The 20626-nt window shown below is 67.9% G+C and carries 18 protein-coding genes; 11 read left to right on the forward strand and 7 right to left on the reverse strand.

Annotated elements, in window-relative coordinates; genetic code table 11:
* Window positions 1–33: 33 nt before the first annotated feature.
* The 4 genes from TY25_RS10535 (at window position 34) to TY25_RS10550 (ending at window position 5488) form a co-directional block, all read left to right on the forward strand.
* A complete protein-coding gene (locus TY25_RS10535; RefSeq protein ID WP_029893699.1) occupies window positions 34–759 on the forward strand; it encodes a lysophospholipid acyltransferase family protein in 726 nt (241 codons plus the stop codon).
* 402 nt (window positions 760–1161) lie between these two features.
* Window positions 1162–2727: an alkaline phosphatase D family protein gene (locus tag TY25_RS10540; RefSeq protein WP_042255737.1), complete on the forward strand. Its 1566-nt coding sequence runs from the start codon at window positions 1162–1164 to the stop codon at window positions 2725–2727.
* Window positions 2728–2778: 51 nt separating this feature from the next.
* Window positions 2779–4056: an FAD-binding oxidoreductase gene (locus TY25_RS10545; RefSeq protein WP_042255738.1), complete on the forward strand. Its 1278-nt coding sequence runs from the start codon at window positions 2779–2781 to the stop codon at window positions 4054–4056.
* 646 nt (window positions 4057–4702) lie between these two features.
* Window positions 4703–5488 (forward strand): SDR family NAD(P)-dependent oxidoreductase, encoded by a 786-nt coding sequence (locus TY25_RS10550; RefSeq protein ID WP_052382905.1) that lies wholly within the window; start codon window positions 4703–4705, stop codon window positions 5486–5488.
* 770 nt (window positions 5489–6258) lie between these two features.
* On the opposite strand, the gene TY25_RS10555 is transcribed toward TY25_RS10550, so the two are convergent.
* The 3 genes from TY25_RS10555 to ctaC form a co-directional block, all read right to left on the reverse strand.
* A complete protein-coding gene (locus TY25_RS10555) occupies window positions 6259–6783 on the reverse strand; it encodes a hypothetical protein (protein WP_042255739.1) in 525 nt (174 codons plus the stop codon).
* A 75-nt stretch (window positions 6784–6858) separates the two neighbouring features.
* A complete protein-coding gene (locus tag TY25_RS10560) occupies window positions 6859–7275 on the reverse strand; it encodes a cytochrome c oxidase subunit 4 (protein WP_014983095.1) in 417 nt (138 codons plus the stop codon).
* Window positions 7276–7289: 14 nt separating this feature from the next.
* Window positions 7290–8366, reverse strand: coding sequence for an aa3-type cytochrome oxidase subunit II (gene ctaC / locus TY25_RS10565; RefSeq protein WP_042255764.1), 1077 nt, complete (start codon window positions 8364–8366; stop codon window positions 7290–7292).
* Window positions 8367–8834: 468 nt separating this feature from the next.
* Between ctaC and asnB the strand changes: the two genes are divergently transcribed.
* Window positions 8835–10778: an asparagine synthase (glutamine-hydrolyzing) gene (gene asnB / locus TY25_RS10570; protein ID WP_042255740.1), complete on the forward strand. Its 1944-nt coding sequence runs from the start codon at window positions 8835–8837 to the stop codon at window positions 10776–10778.
* Window positions 10779–11355: 577 nt separating this feature from the next.
* On the opposite strand, the gene TY25_RS10575 is transcribed toward asnB, so the two are convergent.
* Together TY25_RS10575 and TY25_RS10580 are read right to left on the reverse strand one after the other, a co-directional pair.
* Complete coding sequence (locus tag TY25_RS10575) at window positions 11356–12324, reverse strand: carbohydrate kinase family protein (RefSeq protein ID WP_042255741.1); 969 nt, start codon at window positions 12322–12324, stop codon at window positions 11356–11358.
* Between the two features lie 252 nt (window positions 12325–12576).
* Entirely contained in the window at window positions 12577–12933 is a 357-nt protein-coding gene (locus tag TY25_RS10580; RefSeq protein ID WP_014983091.1) for a HesB/IscA family protein, read from the reverse strand.
* Between the two features lie 195 nt (window positions 12934–13128).
* Here TY25_RS10580 and TY25_RS10585 point away from each other — a divergent pair, with 195 nt between their 5' ends.
* A complete protein-coding gene (locus tag TY25_RS10585; RefSeq protein ID WP_042255742.1) occupies window positions 13129–13800 on the forward strand; it encodes a DUF3043 domain-containing protein in 672 nt (223 codons plus the stop codon).
* Window positions 13801–13873: 73 nt separating this feature from the next.
* Here the strand turns inward: TY25_RS10585 and TY25_RS42560 are convergent, their stop codons facing one another.
* Window positions 13874–14032, reverse strand: a complete 159-nt coding sequence (locus TY25_RS42560; protein WP_156055072.1) for a hypothetical protein — start codon at window positions 14030–14032, stop codon at window positions 13874–13876.
* Between the two features lie 85 nt (window positions 14033–14117).
* On the opposite strand from TY25_RS42560, the gene TY25_RS10590 reads away from it, so the two are divergent.
* The 5 genes from TY25_RS10590 to TY25_RS10610 all read left to right on the forward strand — a co-directional run bounded on the left by TY25_RS10590 (window position 14118) and on the right by TY25_RS10610 (window position 19195).
* Window positions 14118–15095, forward strand: coding sequence for a helix-turn-helix domain-containing protein (locus TY25_RS10590; protein ID WP_042255743.1), 978 nt, complete (start codon window positions 14118–14120; stop codon window positions 15093–15095).
* Window positions 15096–15251: 156 nt separating this feature from the next.
* On the forward strand, window positions 15252–15797 hold the full coding sequence (gene cobU, locus TY25_RS10595) for a bifunctional adenosylcobinamide kinase/adenosylcobinamide-phosphate guanylyltransferase (protein ID WP_052382906.1): 546 nt from the start codon (window positions 15252–15254) through the stop codon (window positions 15795–15797).
* A gap of 248 nt (window positions 15798–16045) precedes the next feature.
* Window positions 16046–17149 carry a nicotinate-nucleotide--dimethylbenzimidazole phosphoribosyltransferase gene (cobT, locus tag TY25_RS10600; protein WP_042255745.1) on the forward strand — a complete coding sequence of 368 codons (1104 nt, stop codon included), beginning with the start codon at window positions 16046–16048 and terminating at the stop codon, window positions 17147–17149.
* Window positions 17150–17219: 70 nt separating this feature from the next.
* Complete coding sequence (locus TY25_RS10605; RefSeq protein WP_042255746.1) at window positions 17220–17969, forward strand: adenosylcobinamide-GDP ribazoletransferase; 750 nt, start codon at window positions 17220–17222, stop codon at window positions 17967–17969.
* 512 nt (window positions 17970–18481) lie between these two features.
* Window positions 18482–19195, forward strand: a complete 714-nt coding sequence (locus TY25_RS10610; protein ID WP_042255747.1) for an MBL fold metallo-hydrolase — start codon at window positions 18482–18484, stop codon at window positions 19193–19195.
* 43 nt (window positions 19196–19238) lie between these two features.
* On the opposite strand, the gene TY25_RS10615 is transcribed toward TY25_RS10610, so the two are convergent.
* Window positions 19239–20336, reverse strand: coding sequence for a branched-chain amino acid aminotransferase (locus TY25_RS10615; protein ID WP_042255748.1), 1098 nt, complete (start codon window positions 20334–20336; stop codon window positions 19239–19241).
* Between the last annotated feature and the right edge of the window lie 290 nt (window positions 20337–20626).

Consider the following 20626-nt stretch of genomic DNA (forward strand, 5'->3'; position numbering starts at 1 on the left):
CCGCTTCGATCCCGGTCCCGGGGGAAGGACGTCATGTTCTACTGGCTGCTGAAGTACTTGCTGCTGGGACCGTTCATGCATCTCTACAATCGGCCCACGGTCGAAGGTGTGGAGAACATTCCAGCCGATGGTCCGGCAATCATGGCGGGTAACCACCTCTCTTTCGCCGACTGGTTGTTCGCGCCGCTGCTCTCGCCGCGCCGCATCAACTACCTGGCGAAGGCCGAATACTTCAACACGCCCGGCGTCAAGGGCGCGTTCCAGAAGTGGTTCTTCACCACCACCGGCCAGTTCCCGATCGACCGCACCGGTGCCGACGCCGCCGAGGACGCGCTCAACGCCGCCCGGAAGCTGCTCGATCAGGGCCGCTTGGTCGGCCTCTACCCCGAGGGCACCCGCTCCCCCGACGGTCGCCTGTACAAGGGCAAGACCGGCCTGGCCCGACTCGCGCTGGAGACCGGCGTCCCCGTCATCCCGGTCGCCGTCATCGGCACCGACGACGTGAGCCCGCCCGGACCGTTCCGCTGGCGCCGCCGCAAGGTGACCGTCAAGTTCGGCGCCCCCATCGACTTCTCCCGCTACGACGGCATGGGCGGCAACCGTTTCGTCGAGCGCGCCGTCACCGACGAGGTCATGTACGAGCTCATGCAGCTCAGCGGCCAGGAATACGTCGACGTCTACGCCGCCAGCCTGAAGAAGAACGTCCCCAACGGCAGCGCCCGCGAAACCACCCGAATCCCGGACACCGCAGCCAGCTAGCGCGGGGCAGGTGATCGCCCTGCGACACCAGAACCCTCGAGTTCGAACGTCGTCAGCCGATTTCATCGGCTGGCGACGTTTCTCGTCGTGCGGCCCACCCGCGGGCCTGCACTGCCCCACACTCGTACCGCGGTTGCGCCCTTCGCGGTGCCCGCCCGTGTCTTCAACAGCCGCACCCTTTCTCGGCCTTCGCACCCTTTGCGGGCGCCCAGAACGACTGCGGATCCCGAGAAAGGGTGCGGCTGTGGCGATCTCCCCTCTACAGTCGGGTCGGTGACTGGGAGGGTTTCGCTTGATGGTCCAGAGGGGATGGCGAATGTGCCACTCGCCGACAGTTTGCTCGCGCCGGCCCGTTACCCCGGAGTTCATATTGCGTTGGGATAGCTGGGACAGGGTGCTCCCATGACTGGTTCGACCTTCGGTTTCTCCCGGCGCACCCTGTTGCGCACCTCCGCGCTCGGTCTGGTGGCCGCCCCGGCATTGGCCGCGTGCGCCTCCAACGACGGGCCCGGCCTGGTGCGGCAGCGGCCGGTGCTGACCCATGGCGTCGCGGTGGGTGACCCGCGCACCGACGGCGCGCTGATCTGGGCTCGCTCCGACCAGCCCGCGAAGCTGATCGTGGAGACCGCGTCCACCGAATCGTTCACCAACGCAAAGAGGTTCGCCGGTCCTCTGCTCACCCCGGACAGCGACGGCACCGGCCGGGTGCGCGTCAACGGTTTGCCCGCGGGCCAGCAGGTGCACTACCGGGTGACGCTGGAGAACGAGAGCGGCGCCGTCTCCGAACCCGTCACCGGCGTGTTCCGCACGGTGCCGACCGGCGAGTCGGATATCCGGTTGCAGTGGTCCGGTGACGTGGTCGGCCAGGGGTACGGCATCAACCCGGATCTCGGCGGCATGAAGATCTTCTCCGCGATGGCCGCCCGCGACCCGCACCTGTTCATCCACTCCGGCGATTCCATCTACGCGGACAATCCGGTCAAAGAGTCGGTCACGCTGCCCGACGGGCGAATCTGGCGCAACACGGTGTCCGAGGCGAAGAGCGCCCCCGCCCAGACGTTGCAGCAGTTCCGCGGCAACTACGCCTACAACCTGACCGACCAGAACTACCTGCGCTTCAACTCCGCGGTCGCGCAGGTGGTGCAGTGGGACGACCACGAGACCGTCAACAACTGGTATCCGGGCGGCCTCGTCCCGGCGGCCAAGAACTACAACGAGCGCAGTATGGACACCTTGGCGACCCGGGCCTGGCAGGCGTTCCACGAGTGGATGCCGGTGGAGCCCAAGGAAGCCGTGGACGGCCGCCTCTACCGCAAGATCTCCTACGGCCCGCTGCTGGACGTCTTCGTGCTCGACATGCGCACCTACAAGGACACGAACGACGCGAACAACGGCCCCGAGGGCCGCATTTTCGGTGCGGCTCAGACGAAGTGGTTGATCGAGGGCCTGCGCGACTCGACGGCGGTCTGGAAGATCGTGGCGAACGATCTCCCGCTCGGCCTCGTCGTCAAGGACGGTGAACAACCGAATACCACGGCGTTCGAGGGTCCCGCCAACGGCGACCCGGGCGCCCCGTCGGGCCGCGAAACCGAAATCGCCCAGGTGCTCTCGGCGATCAAGGCGAACAAGGTGACCGACGTGGTGTGGCTGACCGCCGACGTGCACTACACCGCCGCACACCACTACGCCCCCGGGCGCGCGGCGTTCACCGACTTCGACGAGTTCTGGGAGTTCGTCTCCGGACCGCTCAACGCCGGCGCGTTCGGCCCGAACCCGCTGGACGGAACCTTCGGGCCGGAGGCCGTTTTCGTGCACGCGCCGCCGGTGCAGAACAGTTCCCCGCTCGACGAGTACCAACACTTCGGCGAGGTCCTGATCGACGGCAAGTCAAGGGAGCTGACGGTCAACTTGTGCGACGCGACGGGATCGGTACTGTTCAGCAAGCAACTCGCACCAACCGCCGGATAGCACCCGAGATCGGACGAGCGGCGGCGGCCGCGCTGTAGTAGCTTTCGTGCCATGAGCACGCCGCAGTTTGTCTCCGCCGAGGAGTATCTACCCCGCGATACCGCGGATGTCGTTCGCACGGTTCGGGATTCACGCGGCCGCGCGGAACGGCTGACCGTGCGCGGCGGGGAGCAACTGGACGACGGACTGGCACTGCCCGCCCAGCCGACCGTGGTGTCGCTGCGCCGGATGAACCAGGTGCTCGACATCAACCTCGGCCGGCGGACCGTGCGCGTGCAGGCGGGCGCCAAGCTGTCCGATATCGATCGGCGGCTCGGCGCGCACGGGCTCGGCCTGCCGATCGTCGGCGACCACCGCGACATCACCGCCGGCGGTTTCGCGTCCGTCGGCGGGGTGAGCGCGGCCTCGCACAAGTACGGCATGTTCATCGACCAGGTCGTCGATCTGGAGTACGTCGACAACGACGGGCGGATCGGCACCTGCGGGCGCACCCACCACACCGAACGGTTCCATCGCATCCTCGGTGCGGGCGGGCGCGCGGGCATCATCACCGCGCTCACCCTCGACGTGATCGATATCGACAAGGACCGCACCTGGCTCACCACCAACGCGGACCGTTTCCTCGACTTCGACTCCTTCGTGGAACACGCCTACGCGGAGATCACCCGGCCCGGCAACGCGGCGTTGCAGGTGGGCCGCTGGGTCGACACCGCGCCGCTGAAGGTGACCCGCCCGGGCGGCGTCGGCCAGTTGCAGTTGGGCACGGTGCGATTCGGGCAGTGGTCCACCCTGCATCCCACCACGCCGACCCGTTCGGTGCGGGCGCGTCGCGAGGTCGGTTCGCGGGCCCGAAAGTCCTTGGGTGTCATCGCCTCCGCCGCGAGCGGTCCCGCGGGTATGCCGCTGCGCAACGCGGCCGCGGGCGCGGTGCTCTTCGCCCCGAAGGTGCAGACCCTGCGCGACGCCGAATATCTCGCCGATACGGCGCTCAGTTCGTCCGAGCGTGGTCCCGCCTACCGGGTGGGCGTTTTCGCGCCGCTGTCGAGCTACACGTCGGTGTTCTACCGCCTGCACGATCTGTTCGCCGGGCACCGCGAGCGCACCGGCTGCTTCACCGTCATCTCCGCGATGACCTACGGCGTCCGCTCCCGCTACCTGCGCTCCGAAGCCGCCACCCGAGGCCTCTCCCCCGAAGACCACGGCCTCATCACCTTCACCAGCCGCCTCCGCCCCGCCGCCCTCCCCTCAGAACTTCTCCGCGACATCGTCTCCGGCATAGACGAAATCTGCCGCTCCGAAAACGCTTTGCGCTACGAGTCCCCGGAGTAGACCCGACACGGGCGGAGCCAACCCTCCCGACGCCCCCGCCCCACCCTCCGAGGCCTGTCCCACGAAAGCCGTGGACACCATCGATCCCCGCCCCGCACCCCAAGTCCCGGTGCGGGGCTCTCCGAAGTACGCCCACCTCACAGAAGTTATCGACACCTCACACAGCGACTCGCCGTGCGGCGCGCCGAGGGTGAGTGTGGGAGGTCTGTGAAGAGCGCGTTCCCGTGAGCAGCGAGCTGTGCGCACGACGAAGAGCCGCCGCCAGCCCCGTTGGTGAGCGGCCCCGGCTGCCGTCGGTCACAATCGGACACCTTGGTGCTCACTGGTACCTATGGGCGCCAAAAGCGAGCTGACTGCGCCGAGCCAGCGGAATGGCTGCTCCCACAGAGGTTGTCGACACCTCGCACAGCGACTCGCCGTGCGGCACGCCGGGGCTCGGTGTGGGAGGTCTGGGGGGCGGTGCGTCGGTGAGCGGACGGGGTGGGGCGGGCATTCGCTCGATCAAGTCCATCAAACGGCTGGCAACCTTATACTGTGACCGGTCGCATATGTCGCCGGGAGGTTGCCGGACGGCGGGCGGCTTCGGCACTGTCGGCGGGGTGCCGTGCGTGTGTTCAGTCGTTCGCATGTGAAGGTTGCTGTGCCGATGCCCGAATTCCGTACTGCCCCGGTTCGATTCATCGATCGCAAGCGTGCCCATCCGCCGGAATCGCTCGCGGGACGCCGGGTGCTGGTCACCGACGCGTGTTCCGATATCGGCCGCGCCACCGCGCAACTATTGGCCGCCCAAGGGGCGCAGCTACTTCTGGTGGCCCGGCGCGGGGACCAGTTGATCGCGGCCTGCGAGGAGATTCGCGGTGACGGTGGGGAAGCGCACTGGTGTCGCTGCGATATCGCGGCGCTCGGCGACGTCGACCAGCTCGTCACCTGGGTGCTCAGCGAATTCGGCACCGTCGACGTGCTGATCAACAATGCGGGACGACCCGTGCGCCGCCCGGTCACCCAGTCGCTGCACCGCTTCCGCGACTATCAGCAGATGATGGCCGCGAACTATTTCGGCCCGCTCCGCCTCACCTTGGGTCTGCTTCCGGCGATGCTGCGCTCCGGCTCCGGGCATGTGCTCAATGTCGGCCCGTGGAGCCCCGATATCGGCGCCGCACCGAATTTCGCGTCCTACGCCAGCGCCCAAGCCGCCTGGACCACCTTCGGCGATTGCGCCGACGCCGAACTCTCCCCGCAGGGCATCCAGGTCACCACCGTCCACTACACCCCCGGCCAACTCGACGACCCCGAGCAGGCAGCCCAGCGCATCGAAACCGCCATCCACACCCGAGCCCCCCGCGTAGAACCCCGCTTCACCCGCACCCTCTACGCCCTCGCCGGCGTCGCCCCCCGCTCCACGGCCCGCCTGATGCACGCCTTCGGCATCTGACCCCTTACACACAACCTCAACGGCCAACGCGCATCGACCCCTCGCCGCCTAGGCCGACATCGCACGTCGCTCCGATCGCGAACGGGGACACTGCTGATCGCGAAATTCGACAGCGTGTGGTGCGGACGCTGGTCACGAACTAGACACCGCGCAACGTCTGCTTCGCTCGGCGATCCCCACGCGACTGGCCTACACCGCCACCGAAGACAGTGCCCACATGGCACGTCTGGGCAGGCGAGGAGCGTCCTGTCGACGTTCGTCCACTGCCCACGCGCACACCACGAGTCGAATACCCCCAACCCCCAACGCATGGTGCAGTCGGCTCGGCGGTTGACCGCCCTGCGCGTCGACCCGCACGTCGCCAGCGAACCACAGCCGCCCGAAGTGCCGTCGATGCGCGGCATGCGCACTTCAAGAGCCACCTGCCCGGCATTATGACGGCGTCCTGAGCGCGGGTTTCGACCTTTGATGGCCGACGGTGAGGGCTACGTCGCGGCGGGCCACGAGGTGGTGCCTGGCCGCCGAGGCTGTGGTGAGAAAGACACCGTGCTCGACGACGTTTCGCGGAGACGGGCGTGCGTTTACCGAAAATCAAGCGTCGTCGCGATTCCTCGATATAGCGGCCGCTCTCAGCACCAACCCGTCGACCACGATCCACCCGAAAGAAGCCCCACCTGAGCATCTCTCGACGAGTACCACTCCTGGTCACCTGATCACCAGGTAATGGTGGCGGCATCGCCCGAGAGGCCTCCACCACCATTACCTGGTGATCAATTGTCCAGCTGCGGTCCCGCGTCCCGCATAGACGCATACATGCAGTGCAGCAGATATTCGCCTGGGGTTTCGCCCAGTGCGAACGTCAGCTGCACCCCGCACGAGGTCTCGATGGTGGTCTGGGTGTCGAAGGTGAGGGGTGGATATTGATGCCATGGGCACTCGTGCTCGTCGAGCAACGCCAATGTCCGGTCCATCGGCAATACGACCACACCTACGCCAACGGTGCCCTGCACGGACCCGGCCCCGATCCCGCCCGGGGTGCTCATCCGCGCAGGCAGCCGGAATTCGGGTTCACGCCAACCGGTTTGGTCCAACCCCAGCATGCGCAACTCACCGTCACCGATGTGCACCTCGACACTCTCCTCCCGCTGCAGAAAGTCAGCGAAATCGTCGGATGCCCGGAACGGCACACCGACCTCGCGCAGCGCCGCCACCAGTTCGTCTCCGCGCAGACCCAACCGGAGCGCCCCGATTCGACCGGTCTTCGCGAACGTGACGATCACGTCGATGATGTCCACGCGCCCAACCTAGGCGCGCACCGGAAACGGCGAAAGCCCCCTCGGGCGAACCGAGGGGGCTTTCGTCGAACGGGCTCAGTGCTTTTCGGGGCCCAGGTAGTACTCGAACACCAGACCCGCGGCCGCGGCGAGGACGCAGACCACGCCGAGGCCGATCAGCCAGAACTGGAAGAAGGCCAGGCCGAGGGCGGTGATGGAGCCCGCGCCGGCGAGCAGGATGGGCCAGAAGCTACCGGGCGAGAAGAAGCCCAGATCGCCTGCGCCGTCCACGATCTCGGCATCCTCGTAGTCTTCCGGCCGCAGGTCGAGGCGACGCGCGACGAAACGGAAGTAGGTGCCGATGATCAGCGACAGGCCCGCGGTCAACACGATCGCGGTGGTGCCCGCCCACTCCACACCGGTACGGGACTGGCCGGTGAAGTAGCCGTAGATCACCGCGGTGATCGCGAAGAACAGCGTCAGCAACTCGAATATGCGCGCTTCGATCTTCATGTCAGATCAGTCCCTTACTTTGCCTCGGCCGCGGTCTTGGTCGTGCGCTCGGTGTTGAACGGCCGGGTCGACGTGGCGACCGGCGATTCACCGATGGACTCCAACGCTTCGGCGTTGGTCTTGCCCGCCCGGCGCGCATCCAGGTACTTGGTGAACTTCTCCGGCGAGACCGCACGGACCTCGAAGTTCATCATCGAGTGGAAGGTGCCGCACATCTCGGCGCAGCGGCCGACGAACGCGCCTTCCTTCTCGATCTTGGTGATCTGGAAGACGTTGTCCGAGTGGTTTTCCTTCGGGTTCGGCATCACGTCGCGCTTGAACAGGAACTCGGGCACCCAGAAGGCGTGCACCACGTCGGCGGCGGCCAGCTGGAACTCGATGATCTTGTTGGTCGGCAGCACGAGCACCGGGACCTCGGTGCTGGAGCCGTAGGTCTCGACCTTGTCGTAGTGCAGGTAGGACAGGATGTCGTTCTCCGGCTTGCCGTGCACCGGGCCCGGCTGCGGGTGACCGTCCTTGGTCCGCTCCTTGTACTCCTCGAGCTGCTCCTGGTTCGCGGCCTCACGCGTGGTGTCGATGCCCTCGAAGCGGTAGCCGTCCTTGAAGTTCACGTCGCGGTAGCCGAACTTCCAGTTCCACTGGAACGCAGTCACGTCGACGGTGACATCCGGGTCGGCGACCTTCTCGTGCACGTAGTTCTGCACGACCACGGTGAAGTAGAACAGCACCGCGATGATGACGAACGGCACGGCCGTGTAGGTCAGCTCCAGCGGCACGTTGTAACCGGTCTGCCGCGGGAACTCCGGGGAGTCGGGCTTCTTGCGGTGGAAGACGACGGTCCAGAACGTCAGTCCCCACACGATCACACCCATCACCAGGGCGGCGATGATCGACCAGGTCCACAGTTCCCGCATCCGGGTGGCCTGCGGCGTGACACCCGAGGGCCAGCCGAACCGCAGCCAAACATTGTCGATCGAGCAGCCCGAGACGAGCAGCGCGGTGATCCCGAGGGACACCGCCAGCCCGGCCCGCCGAAGGATCCGGCCCCGCGAGGGTCGTGCCCCGATCTCTTCGCTCGCCTTGTGCGCCACGCTCACGCCTTCCTGGTCGCCACACATTCCGACATTTGCACCGCCGGGGCTGCGACCGCCCCGGCGATACGTTCTAAGCACATGTCAGGCTTCCCCGGTCGAGCGCGTGCGCCGCCTGAGAATGGCCTGAGTACTACGCAGCGTAGACCAAACGAGCGCCCCGTTTGTCGTCGGGTCGCATTCGACACTCCGCCGATCGCGCGCGGGCCAGGGTACCGGTCGCGCTCACCTGCCGGTCCGTCCCCGCGCGCCCCGGCAAAAGCCCTGGACAGGGTGCGCGCGACGCGCGGAGGGACGGCGTGCGGCATACTCGGACACAACATTTCGGCCGCTGTGCTCACCGCGAGGGCAGGCCCCGGCACGTCCCGGCACGACCGCTCGCGGCAGACACTGCGTGCCGCCCCCGCAAGACATTCGGGCGCCCCGTCCGGGCCGCGCCCCTGCACGAGAAACGAGGTTGCCGACGCCGTGTGTGGACTGCTCGGGTTTCTGACATCTGACGAAGCAGCACCTGGCGTGGTCGAGCAGGTGTACGACGCCCTGCACTGCGTCCGGCACCGCGGCCCCGACGAGCGCGGCACCTGGCACGACGACCACATGATCTTCGGGTTCAACCGCCTGTCGATCATCGATATCGAGCACTCACACCAGCCGCTGCGCTGGGGTCCGCCGGAGAACCGGGAACGCTACGCGCTGACCTTCAACGGCGAGATCTACAACTACATCGAGCTGCGCAAGGAGCTGGCCGAGGCGCACGGCGCGGAGTACGCCGAGGACGCGATCTTCCGCACCGAGGGCGACGGTGAGGCCGTCGTCGCGGCGTTCCACTACTGGGGCCCCGAGGCGGTACGCAAGCTGCGCGGCATGTTCGCGTTCGCGATCTGGGACACCGAGACCAACGCGCTGTTCCTGGCCCGCGACCCGTTCGGCATCAAGCCGCTGTTCCTGGCCACCGGTCCCGGCGGGACCGCGTTCGGCAGCGAGAAGAAGAGCCTGCTCGAGCTGCTGTCCCCGCTGCAGCTGACCGACGCACTGGACCCGCGCGCGCTGGAGCACTACACGGTGCTGCAGTACGTGCCCGAGGCCGAGACCCTGCACCAGGACATCCGGCGGCTCGAATCCGGCAGTTACGCGACGGTGCGCCCCGGGGCGGCGCCGCAGATCACCCGGTACTTCCACCCGCAGTTCACCGTGCGCCCCTTCGCCGAAGGCGCGGCGGCCGCGCGCTACCGCGAGATCGCCGAGGCGCTCGAGGACTCGGTCGCCAAGCACATGCGCGCCGACGTCACCGTCGGTTCCTTCCTCTCCGGCGGCATCGACTCCACCGCCGTCGCGGCGCTGGCCATGCGGCACAACCCGAAGCTGATCACCTTCACCACCGGGTTCGAGCGCGAGGGCTACTCCGAGGTCGACGTGGCCGCGGAGAGCGCCGAGGCGATCGGCGCCCGGCACATCGTGAAGGTGGTCTCCCCCAGCGAATTCGCCGCCGCCATCCCCGAAATCGTCTGGTACCTCGACGATCCGGTGGCCGACCCGGCGCTGGTACCGCTGTACTTCGTGGCCAAGGAGGCGCGCAAGCACGTCAAGGTCGTGCTCTCCGGCGAGGGCGCCGACGAGCTGTTCGGCGGGTACACGATCTACCGGGAGCCGTTGTCGCTCAAGCCGTTCGAGTACCTGCCCGGCGCGCTGCGCCGACTGGCGGGCAAGCTGTCCGACCGCATCCCGGACGGCACCAGGGGCAAGAGCCTGCTGCACCGCGGTTCGCTCACCCTGGAGCAGCGCTACTACGGCAACGCGCGCAGCTTCAACGACGCCCAATTGCGTTCCGTGCTGCGCGAATTCCGGCCCGAATGGACGCACCAGGACGTCACCGCGCCGATCTACGCGCAGTCGCGCGGCTGGGATCCGGTGGCGCGCATGCAACATCTGGACCTGTTCACCTGGTTGCGCGGCGACATCCTGGTCAAGGCCGACAAGATGACCATGGCCAACTCCCTCGAATTGCGGGTGCCGTTCCTGGATTCCGAGGTGCTGCGGGTCGCCGAAGGGCTGCCGTTCGAGCAGAAGATCACCAAGGAAACCACGAAATACGCGCTGCGCCAGGCGCTCGAGGGCATCGTCCCGGCGCACGTGCTGCACCGCGCCAAGCTCGGTTTCCCGGTACCGCTGCGGCATTGGTTGCGCGGCACCGAACTCTACGACTGGGCCCAGCAGCAGATCCTCGAATCGCAAACCGACCACCTGCTGAACAAGGCCGCGATCAACGACATGCTCGTCGCGCACCGGGCCGGCGGCGTCGACCACAGCCGCCGCTTGTGGACCCTGCTCGTCTTCATGGTCTGGCACGGCATCTTCGTCGAAGACCGCATCAAGCCCGATATCCAAGAGCCGGTCTACCCGGTCTCCCTGTAGACCACACGGAAGTGCCCCTCCGCCTCTCCGGCCGAGGGGCACTTCGTCGTTCAACGCAGCCCGTCAGCGGCGCGAACAGCGCGATCGACAGCTCCCGCGCATGTTCGCCCGCCGCGCGCATGTTCGCCCGCCGCGCGCATGTTCGTCAGCAAACACGCACGCAGGCCGATAAACGTGCGCGGCGCCACAGCGCACATGCCCGCGACGATGTGCTGAATCAGCCCGCCGCGCACGAATCAGCCCGCCGCGCACGAATCAGCCCGCCGCGCACGAATCAGCCCGCCGCGCACGAATCAGCCCGCCGCACATGAATCAGCCCGCCGCGCGCATGTCGGTCAGCAAACACGCGCGCAGGCCGACAAAACGTGCGCGGGAGTGCAGCTCGGGGCGCGGCCTATCGCGCGCGGGTCGGCGGGAGTCGGCGCATTCGTGCGACGCCGGCCGCTCGTCAGTGCACGTGCCAGGCATCACTTTCTCGGCACCGCGCATCAGCCGGCATTCGACGAGCCCATCGGTGGTTTGCCGACGTCAGCCGCGCACGACTTCGTCTGCGGCACAACAGGTTGCGCGGACGCGCTCAGAGCAGGGGCTTGATTTCCGCGGCGGCGTCGGCGCCGTAGGCCTCGGCGAGGCGGTCCAGGGCGGTTTCCTTGTTCAGGGTCCACTCCTGGGTGCCCATGGTCTCCAGGACGAGCACGGCGATCAGGGAACCGAGCTGAGCGGACCGTTCCAGGCTGAGGCCCGCGGTGTGGCCGGTGAGGAAGCCGGCGCGGAACGCGTCACCGACGCCGGTCGGCTCGACCTTGGTGGTTTCCGGGACCACGCCGACGGTGAGCTCGGTACCGTCCCGATCGACGATCTGCACACCGTGCTCGCTGAGCGTGGTCACCCGGACGCCGACCTTCTGCGCGATTTCGGCCTCGGTGAGCCCGGTCTTCTGCAACAGCAGCGCCCACTCGTACTTGTTGGTGAAAAGGTATGCGGCGCCGTCGATCAGCTGCACGGCCTGGTCGCCGTCGAGGCGGGCCAGCTGCTGGGACGGGTCCGCGGCGAACGGGATGCCGAGCGCGCGGCATTCGGCGGTGTGCTTCAGCATCGCTTCGGGGTCGTTGGCGCCGACCAGCACCAGGTCCAGCGCGTGCTTCTGGGCGAGATCGCCGATCGAGATGTCGCGGGCCTCGCTCATCGCGCCCGGGTAGAACGACGCGATCTGGGCCATGTCGTCGTCGGTGGTGCAGACGAACCGCGCGGTGTGCGACTTCTCGGAGATCAGCACGCCGGAGCAGTCGACGCCGTGCGATTCCAGCCACTGCCGGTATTCGGCGAAGTCGGCGCCCACGGCACCGACGAGCAGCGGCTTGCGGTTGAGCAGGCCCATCGCGTAGACGATGTTGCCCGCGACACCCCCGCGGCGGATCTGCAGATCGTCGACGAGGAAGCTCAGCGACACGTGGTCGAGCTGATCGGCCAGCAGTGCGTCGGCGAACCGTCCCGGGAAACGCATGAGGTGGTCGGTGGCAATGGACGCGGAAACGGCGATGGACACGAGGCTGAGCCCTTCAACGGTAGGCGACAGGCGGTGAAGACCGGGAAAACAACTTCCCCTGCATCACCGTACCAATCCCGCGCCACCGCTCCGATACCCCGATCGGGGCATATCTGTGCCGAGATCCACGGCGGCAGGCGGTGGTTCGGCCCTGGCGCGGCGGGCACGACACGGTCCGGAAACACGCAACCCCACGTGAGTTCTCACGTGGGGTGGGCTGTTACGCGGTCGACCCGCGAACGACGCGTGGTCTCAGTTGAAGGAATCGCCGCAGGCGCAGGAGCCGGTGGCGTTCGGGTTGTCGATCGTGAAGCCCTGCTTCTCGATGGTGTCGACGAAGTCGATGGACGCACCCTGCACGTACGGGGCGCTCATCCGGTCGACAGCCAGCTTGACGCCGTCGAAATCGACGGTCAGGTCACCGTCGAGCGAGCGGTCGTCGAAGAAGAGCTGGTACCGCAGGCCGGCACAACCACCCGGCTGCACGGCGATCCGCAGCGCCAGGTCGTCGCGACCCTCCTGGTCCAGCAGCGCCTTCGCCTTGCTGGCGGCAGCGTCGGTCAGCACCACACCGTGGGTTTCGGTGGCGGTCTCGTTCTGCACAGTCATGAACTCTCCTCGAGGAACCTGTCGTCGACCCGTGAACAGCGCACGGGTCGTGTCGGTCAACACCACTCGGCGGGCTGCTATTCCCCATCTTGCCACCACCGCGCCCGAAGGAACACGTCACCTCTGTGACCCCACACACCTGCGCGAATCGGACCGCATTTCCCGCCGCGTATTCCATCGAATAGCCTGGTCGGTGTGAAATTGTTCCGTCGCGGCGAGTCCAGCAGCACCGACGCGGCCGCCGATGAGACGGCGACCGCGGACGGCAACTCGACCGCGGGCTCCACCCGAACAGCGGTTACCGCCACTGCGGGCAAGGGCCGTCCCACTCCGAAACGCCGTGACGCACAAGGCAAGCGCCGCGGTCCGGTAGCTCCCGCACCCCTGACCGCGAAGGAGGCCCGCGCCCGGCGCAAGGCCACCCGCGGCACCAAGGAGGAGCGCAAAGCGGCCGCCGCCGAACGCAAGGCCGCGGTCGCCGACCGGCGCAACCGCATGCTCGCCGGCGAGGACAAGTACCTGCTGCCGCGCGACCAGGGGCCGGTGCGCGGGTTCGTCCGCGATATCGTCGACGCCCGGCGCAACCTGGTCGGCCTGTTCATGCCGATGGCGCTGGTACTGATCCTGTCGATGTTCGTGGCGCCCGCGCTGCAGACCATCGTCACGCTGGCGATGCTGGTCATGATGTTCTTCATGATCGCCGAGGGCTTCGTGCTCGGCCGGATCGTCAACAACCGGGTCCGGGAGCGCTTCCCCGACACCACCGACACCGGGTTCAAACTCGGCTGGTACGCGTTCGTCCGCGCGTCCCAGATCCGCAAGATGCGGGCCCCGAAGCCGCAGGTCTCCCCCGGTACCGCGGTTTAGCGGTCGCCCCCGAACATGAGTGCGGCCCGGTTCGCGGACACGAACCGGGCCGCTCGGGGCGGACACATGGGGATCAGTGGTTGGCGGTGCGGCCGAGCATGGCCGTCAGTTCGGCATGCATGCGCTGGGCGTCGCGATCGGTGACGTTGGTCGATCCGACCGGGCTGGAGAAGGTCCGGACGAAGGCGGCGAAAGCGACGATGACTGCCAGGGTGAGGAAGAAAGTAACCATGGCAGTAATTTTGCGCCCATTGAGTTACCGCCGAAAGTGGCGGTACTGACACACTTCGCAAAGATTCAGCCAGTATCCTTGGCGCATGCTGTCCAAGGTCGCCGTGGTGCTGTCCGATCGCATGGCCATGTTCGAGTTCGGGGTCCTCTGCGAGGTTTTCGGGCTCGACCGCAGCTCCTACGGGCTGCCCGCCTTCGACTTCCGGGTGTGCGGCGCCGAACCGGGTAAGGCGCTGCGATCCACCTCACCCGGCATCACCCTCACCCCCGAATACGGTCTCGAAGAACTCGCGGACGCCGACCTCGTCGCCATTCCCGCCGCGTCCGCGAAGAAGGGCTTCGACCCCCGCGTCGTCGAGGCCGTCCGGGATGCCGCCGCCGCGGGCGCGACGGTCCTGACCGTCTGCTCCGGCGCGTTCCTGGCCGGTGCCGCAGGCCTGCTCGACGGCCGCAAATGCACCACGCACTGGGGTTACGTCGACGAACTCGCCGCCATGTACCCCGACGCGACCGTCGACCCCGACGTACTCTTCGTCGACGAAGGCAACCTGATCACCAGCGCCGGCACCGCCGCGGGCATCGACGCCTGCCTGCACCTGGTACGCCGCGAACTCGGCAGCGCCGTCGCCAACGCGATCGCCCGGCGCATGGTGGTGCCGCCGCAACGCGACGGCGGGCAGCGCCAATTCATCGAACGCCCCGTCGCCACCTGCACCTCCGACAGCCTCATCCCCACCCTGGAATGGATGAGCGACAACCTCGGCCTCGCCCACACCATCGAGGACCTGGCCGCCCGCTCCACCATGTCCACCCGCACCTTCGCCCGCCGCTTCGCCGCCGAAACCGGTACCACCCCGGTGAAATGGCTGACCAACCAGCGCATCCTGCTCACCAAACAACTCCTCGAGGAAACCGACCTCGGCCTCGAACAGATCGCCGCCCGCGCCGGCTTCGGCTCCGGCGCCCTCCTGCGCCACCACTTCCAACGCCTGGTCGGCATCGCCCCCACCGAATACCGCCGCCGCTTCGGCGCCCTCCCCGACGTTGTCGAAACGCCTGCCTGAACTGCGCTGGCCGCACAAACGCACCCCTTTTCGCACGAAACACGGCGTGTCGCACGGCAAGTCGGGGTGCGTATGCGCAGAAAGGGTGCGCCTTCGCACACGTGACCACGGGCCGCCCGCGCTGGTTCCGTTCCGGTGGTTGGTAGCGTGCCTCGCGTGTCGCACAGTGTTTCGGCTCCGCTTCGGACCCTTGTCCTGGGTGGGGCGAGGTCGGGTAAGTCTGCCTACGCCGAAGGACTCGCGGCGGCGGGTGGTGCGGTGCGGTATCTGGCGACCTCGGTGCCCGATCCGGCCGATCTCGATTTCGCCGAGCGCATCGCCAAGCATCGCGACCGTCGGCCCGCCTCCTGGACGGTGGTCGAAAGTGCCGATCCGGCAACGGTTCTGCGCGGTCCCGCATTCGACGGCGCGACCCTCGTCGACGACATCGGTACCTGGCTCACCGCCCGCCTCGACGCCCGCGACGCCTGGGAATCCCCCCGCGGCACCGTCACCCCCGACACCGACGCATTGGTCGCCGCCGTAGCCGCGTACCCGCGCCGGCTGATCATCGTCACCCCCGAGGTCGGCATGGGCGTAGTCCCCGCCACCCGCTCCGGCCGCCTGTTCCGCGACGAAATCGGCACCCTCAACCAGCGCCTCGCCCACACCTGCGACGAAGCCTTCCTCGTCGTAGCCGGCCTCCCCCTCCGCCTCAAATAACCCGAGGGTAGACGTCGCCCAGTTCGCACGGTCCTCGCGTACGGACGCGCCGACGCCAGTCTCCGACCTGGTCGATTGATCAGGAGGAATTGGTGGCGGCATCGGTCGAGAGGCTCCCGCCTCCAGTTCCTCGTGATCATCCGTCCAGCACTGGGGATGTGGGTGGGTGCGGTGGGGCGGGTGGGGAGCGGGCAAGATTGGGCGGGAGAGTGCGGTGGTCTGGGCCGCTCCGACCGGAAGGGTGGATAGTGACAGACGGATTCGGGGCGGTGACACCGCCCGACGCACAGGTTCGGGCGGCAGCCGAGCAGCGACAGGCACAACTGACCAAACCCGGTGGGGCGCTGGGCCGGTTGGAGGAACTGGGCAACTGGGTCGCGGCCTGTCAGGGCGTGTGCCCGCCGAAGCAGTTCGAGCGCGCCCGGGTCGTAGTGTTCGCCGGGGATCACGGCGTTGCGCGGCACGGGGTTTCGGCGTATTCGAGCGACGTCACGGCGCAGATGGTCGCGAACTTCCTCGCCGGAGGCGCCGCGGTGAACGCGCTCGCCGCCGTCGCGAACGCCACCGTCCGAGTCGCCGATATTTCCGTCGACGCCGACACCGACCCGATGGTCACCAAGCACAAGGTGCGCCGGTCCAGCGGCGCGATCGACCGCGAGGACGCCCTCACCGAAGACGAGGTGCGCGCTGCCCTCGCGGCAGGCAAAGCGATCGCCGACGAGGAGATCGACGCCGGCGCCGACCTGCTCATCGCGGGCGATATGGGCATCGGCAACACCACCCCCGCCACCGTGCTGATCGCCACCCTCACCGACACCGAGCCGGTCGCCGCGGTCGGCCGCGGTACCGGGGTCGACGACGCGGGTTGGTCCCGCAAGGTCGCGGCGATCCGGGATGCCATGCGCCGCGCCCGTCCCGTGGTCAAGGACCCGGTCGAACTGCTCCGCGTCGCCGCGGGCGCCGACTTCGCCGCGATGGCCGCGTTCCTCGCCCAAGCCGCCGCCCGCCGGACACCCGTGCTGCTCGACGGCGTAGTCGTGACCGCTGCGGCATTGGTGGCGGAAGATTTGGCCGCAGGCTCGGCGGCCTGGTGGCTGGCAGGCCACCGCTCCACCGAACCCGCCCACCAACTCGCCCTGCAACGCCTCCGGCTCGAGCCCCTCCTCGACTTCGGCATGCGCCTCGGCGAAGGCTCCGGCGCCCTCACCGCGCTCCCCCTGCTCCGTGCCGCCGTCGCCGCCCTCGCGGACATGTCCACCTTCGCCGAGGCAGGCGTCAGCACCGCCGACACCGAAACCGCCGACAACACCGCCCTTTCCGTCCCCGCCGACACCCCGAACCTCCGCAAGTGACCCACCGCCCCTCGGCCGTGACCATTCGAACGTCGACGAGTGCGGCGTCGGCGGCCCGGCGGGTGCGCGGATGAAGGGGGTGCGGTTGGCGGTTTCCTGGTTGACCGTGTTGCCGGTGCGCGGGCCGGAGACGGTGGATCGGGTGGTGGCGGGGCGGGCAATTGCGTTGGCCCCGTTGGTCGGTGTGCTGCTGGGGGCCGGCGCGGCGGGGCTGCTGTGGGTGTTGGATCGGGTGGGCGCCGGTTCGGTGCTGGCGGGGTTGGTGGTGGTCGGGGCGCTGGCGTTGATCACGCGCGGCATGCATCTCGACGGGCTCGCGGACACAATGGACGGACTCGGCAGTTACGGCCCGCCCGAGCGAGCGCGGCAGATCATGAAAAGCGGTGGGGCCGGGCCTTTCGGCGTTGCGGCACTCGTGTTTTCCATTGGCGTGCAGGCGGTTTCGTTTACCGCCCTGGCCGAGGCCGAACGCTGGTGCGCCGTCGTGCTCGCGGTCGCGATGGGCCGTGTCGCCGTAGTTCTCGCCTGCCGCAAGGGTATCGAGGCTGCGCCGGACACCGGTTTCGGCGCACTGGTCGCGGGCACCCAGCGTCCGCTCACCGTCGTCGCTTGGTCCGTCGCCGCGTTGGCGGCAGCGCCCTTCGCCACTCCCGACCACCGCTGGCTGGGCCCCCTCGCCGTCCTGATCGCCCTCGCCGCAACCGTCCTCCTGGTCCGCCACACGGTCCGTCGCTTCGCCGGCCTCTCCGGCGACACCCTCGGCGCCACAGTCGAACTCACCGTCGCCCTCACCGCCGCCATCACCTCCCTCCACCCTTGACGCTGAACACGCACGCCGACAACGCCTTCCACGAACGATCGATCACTCATCGATACCGGTTCGGCCCGCAAAATCGGAAGCAAGACGCTTACTCGGTGCGTTGTGCGCCGCAGATGCACGGCGCAGCCCGGAACACACACGCCGAACTGGTCGCGAGCCGCGAGCCGCGAGGACGAACTACGGGGGCAAGCCGCAGGGCCGCAGGGCGAGCTGTGGGGCTGACGGTGTGGAGGCGCGGGCTACGGGGCAACCCGAATCACCGACCCTCGCGCATTCCCGTCGTCGCACACCGGCCCCATCGCAGTCGATGCCATAGACCCCCCGCAAGATCTGGCACCCTTCGCGACGGCATATGCGGACGATCCACCGTTGTCCACAACAGGACATCCCACCCACGCTCTTGATCTTGATCCGGACTTGGGTACGCGAATGTCCAGGTGGCGGGAGATGGTCGCCGGGTATTTACGGCTGCGGCGCGCGAAGCGTCTGGGTCGGGCAATAAGGTGTGCTGTATGTCTTCTGAGCGCCTGTATTTTCGCCAGCTGTTGTCGGGGAGGGACTACGCCGTCGGCGATCCGATTGCGACACAGATGCGCAATTTCGCGTATTTGATCGGCGATCGGGAGAGCGGGGAGGCGGTGGTCGTCGATCCGGCGTACGCGGCGGCCGATCTGGTCGATATCGCCGAGGGCGACGGACTACGCGTGACCGGGGTGCTCGCCACCCACCACCACCCGGACCACGTGGGCGGCACCATGCTCGGTTTCACCCTGCGCGGTGTGCGCGAGATGCTCGAAAAGACAAGCGTCCCAGTGCATGTCAATGCGAACGAATTGTCCTGGGTGGCCAACGTCACCGGTATCGCGCCCAGCGAACTGACCGGCCACGAGCACGGCGACAAGGTCAGCGTCGGCGCCTTCGACATCGAACTGCTGCACACCCCGGGCCACACTCCCGGCAGCCAATGCTTCCTTTTCGACGGGCGGCTCATCGCGGGCGACACGTTGTTCGTGGACGGTTGCGGCCGCACCGACTTCCCCGGCGGGGATTCCGACGAAATGTTCCGCAGCCTGCGCTATTTGGCGGGATTATCCGGTGATCCGGTCGTCTACCCGGGGCACTGGTATTCGCAGGACCCGTTCGCTCCGCTGTCCACTGTCCGGGACAACAACTACGTCCTGCGCCCGCAGACGCTCGAGCAGTGGCACATGCTGATGCCCGGCTGACAGACCGTGGGTGGAGGCCTCCGCAAGGAGGCCTCCACCAGGACTACATTCCGCGCATCCACCCATGGATGTCGGCGAAGGTGCCGCGCTGGATACCGGTGAGGGTGTCGCGCAACGCCATGGTGACCTCGCCGGGCTCGCCGCCGCCGATGGTGAACTCGCCGTCGCCGGAACGGACCCAGCCGACCGGGGTGATCACCGCGGCGGTGCCGCACGCGAAAGTCTCGGTGATGGCCCCGGATTCGGCGCCCTTACGCCACTCCTCGACCGAGACCTTGCGCTCCTCCACCGGGAAACCGGAGTCGGCGGCCAGGGTGAGCAGCGAGTCGCGGGTGATGCCGGGCAGCAGCGAGCCGGACAGTTCCGGGGTGACCAGGCGCGCCTCGGAGCCGGAGCCGAAGACGAAGAACAGGTTGTTGGTACCCATTTCCTCGACGTAGCGGCGCTCGCACGCGTCCAGCCAGACGACCTGATCGCAGCCCTTCTCCGTCGCCTCCGCCTGCGCGAGCAGCGACGCCGCGTAATTGCCCGCGACCTTCGCCTCGCCGGTGCCGCCGGGCGCGGCGCGCACGTACTCGGTGGACAGCCACACCCGCACCGGCTTCACACCGCGCGGGAAGTAGGCGCCGGCCGGGGAGGCCATCAGCAGGTACTTGTAGCCGGACGCGGGCTTGACGCCCAGGCCGGCCTCGGTGGAGAACATGAAGGGGCGCAGGTACAGCGAATCTTCGCCGCCCGCGGCGGGCACCCAGTCGCGGTCGACTTCGAGCAGCTGACGCACGGATTCGATGAACAGTTCTTCGGGCAGCTCGGCCATCGCCATCCGGCGGGCGGACCTGCGGAATCGGGCGGCGTTCGCGTCGATGCGGAAGCAGGAGACGCTGTCGTCGTTCTGCCGGTACGCCTTCAACCCTTCGAAAATGGCCTGGCCGTAATGGAAGACCATGGTGGCCGGGTCGAGCGAGAGCGGACCGTACGGCTCGACGCGCGCATTGATCCATTCGCCGTCGACGTAGTCGATCGAGACCATGTGGTCGGTGAAGAACCGCCCGAACCCGGGCGCCGCCAGTACCTCTTGTCGCCGCTGCGCCGGGGCGGGCGCGGGATGCGGAACACGGGCAAACTGTGCAGCAACGGTCATGCCGGTGATCCTATCCGGGTCGGTTCACGGGTTCGCGGCCGATCACCCCTGTGACCGTAAAAGTTCCCGCCACCACAACCTCCCACGCACCACTTTGCACCGTGCGCCCCAAATCGCCCCAGGAAACCACACCGCTCAGTTCGCACCCTGCGCACCGCCGACGCCGCCGCGCCATGCCGCGCGACACGCCGATAAGCGCCGCCTCGCCCGGCGCTGGGCACAGGCCGACCCCCGCACCCCTTCTAGGGAGACGCACCCCGACTTGCCGCACGACACACCGCGCCGCGACT

Origin of the sequence: Nocardia brasiliensis NBRC 14402 (assembly GCF_000308475.2) — a bacterium.
Classification (GTDB): domain Bacteria; phylum Actinomycetota; class Actinomycetes; order Mycobacteriales; family Mycobacteriaceae; genus Nocardia; species Nocardia brasiliensis.

Excerpts from the sequence above, each read along its gene's own strand:
- TY25_RS10615 (WP_042255748.1), bottom strand. The coding sequence starts at position 20,336 with ATGACCGTTGCTGCACAGTTTGCCCGTGTTCCGCATCCCGCGCCCGCC.
- TY25_RS10590 (WP_042255743.1), top strand. The coding sequence starts at position 14,118 with ATGCTGTCCAAGGTCGCCGTGGTGCTGTCCGATCGCATGGCCATGTTC.
- TY25_RS10550 (WP_052382905.1), top strand. The coding sequence starts at position 4,703 with ATGCCCGAATTCCGTACTGCCCCGGTTCGATTCATCGATCGCAAGCGT.
- TY25_RS10610 (WP_042255747.1), top strand. The coding sequence starts at position 18,482 with ATGTCTTCTGAGCGCCTGTATTTTCGCCAGCTGTTGTCGGGGAGGGAC.
- TY25_RS10580 (WP_014983091.1), bottom strand. The coding sequence starts at position 12,933 with ATGACTGTGCAGAACGAGACCGCCACCGAAACCCACGGTGTGGTGCTG.
- TY25_RS10540 (WP_042255737.1), top strand. The coding sequence starts at position 1,162 with ATGACTGGTTCGACCTTCGGTTTCTCCCGGCGCACCCTGTTGCGCACC.
- TY25_RS10545 (WP_042255738.1), top strand. The coding sequence starts at position 2,779 with ATGAGCACGCCGCAGTTTGTCTCCGCCGAGGAGTATCTACCCCGCGAT.
- TY25_RS42560 (WP_156055072.1), bottom strand. The coding sequence starts at position 14,032 with ATGGTTACTTTCTTCCTCACCCTGGCAGTCATCGTCGCTTTCGCCGCC.
- TY25_RS10605 (WP_042255746.1), top strand. The coding sequence starts at position 17,220 with ATGAAGGGGGTGCGGTTGGCGGTTTCCTGGTTGACCGTGTTGCCGGTG.
- TY25_RS10535 (WP_029893699.1), top strand. The coding sequence starts at position 34 with ATGTTCTACTGGCTGCTGAAGTACTTGCTGCTGGGACCGTTCATGCAT.
- TY25_RS10560 (WP_014983095.1), bottom strand. The coding sequence starts at position 7,275 with ATGAAGATCGAAGCGCGCATATTCGAGTTGCTGACGCTGTTCTTCGCG.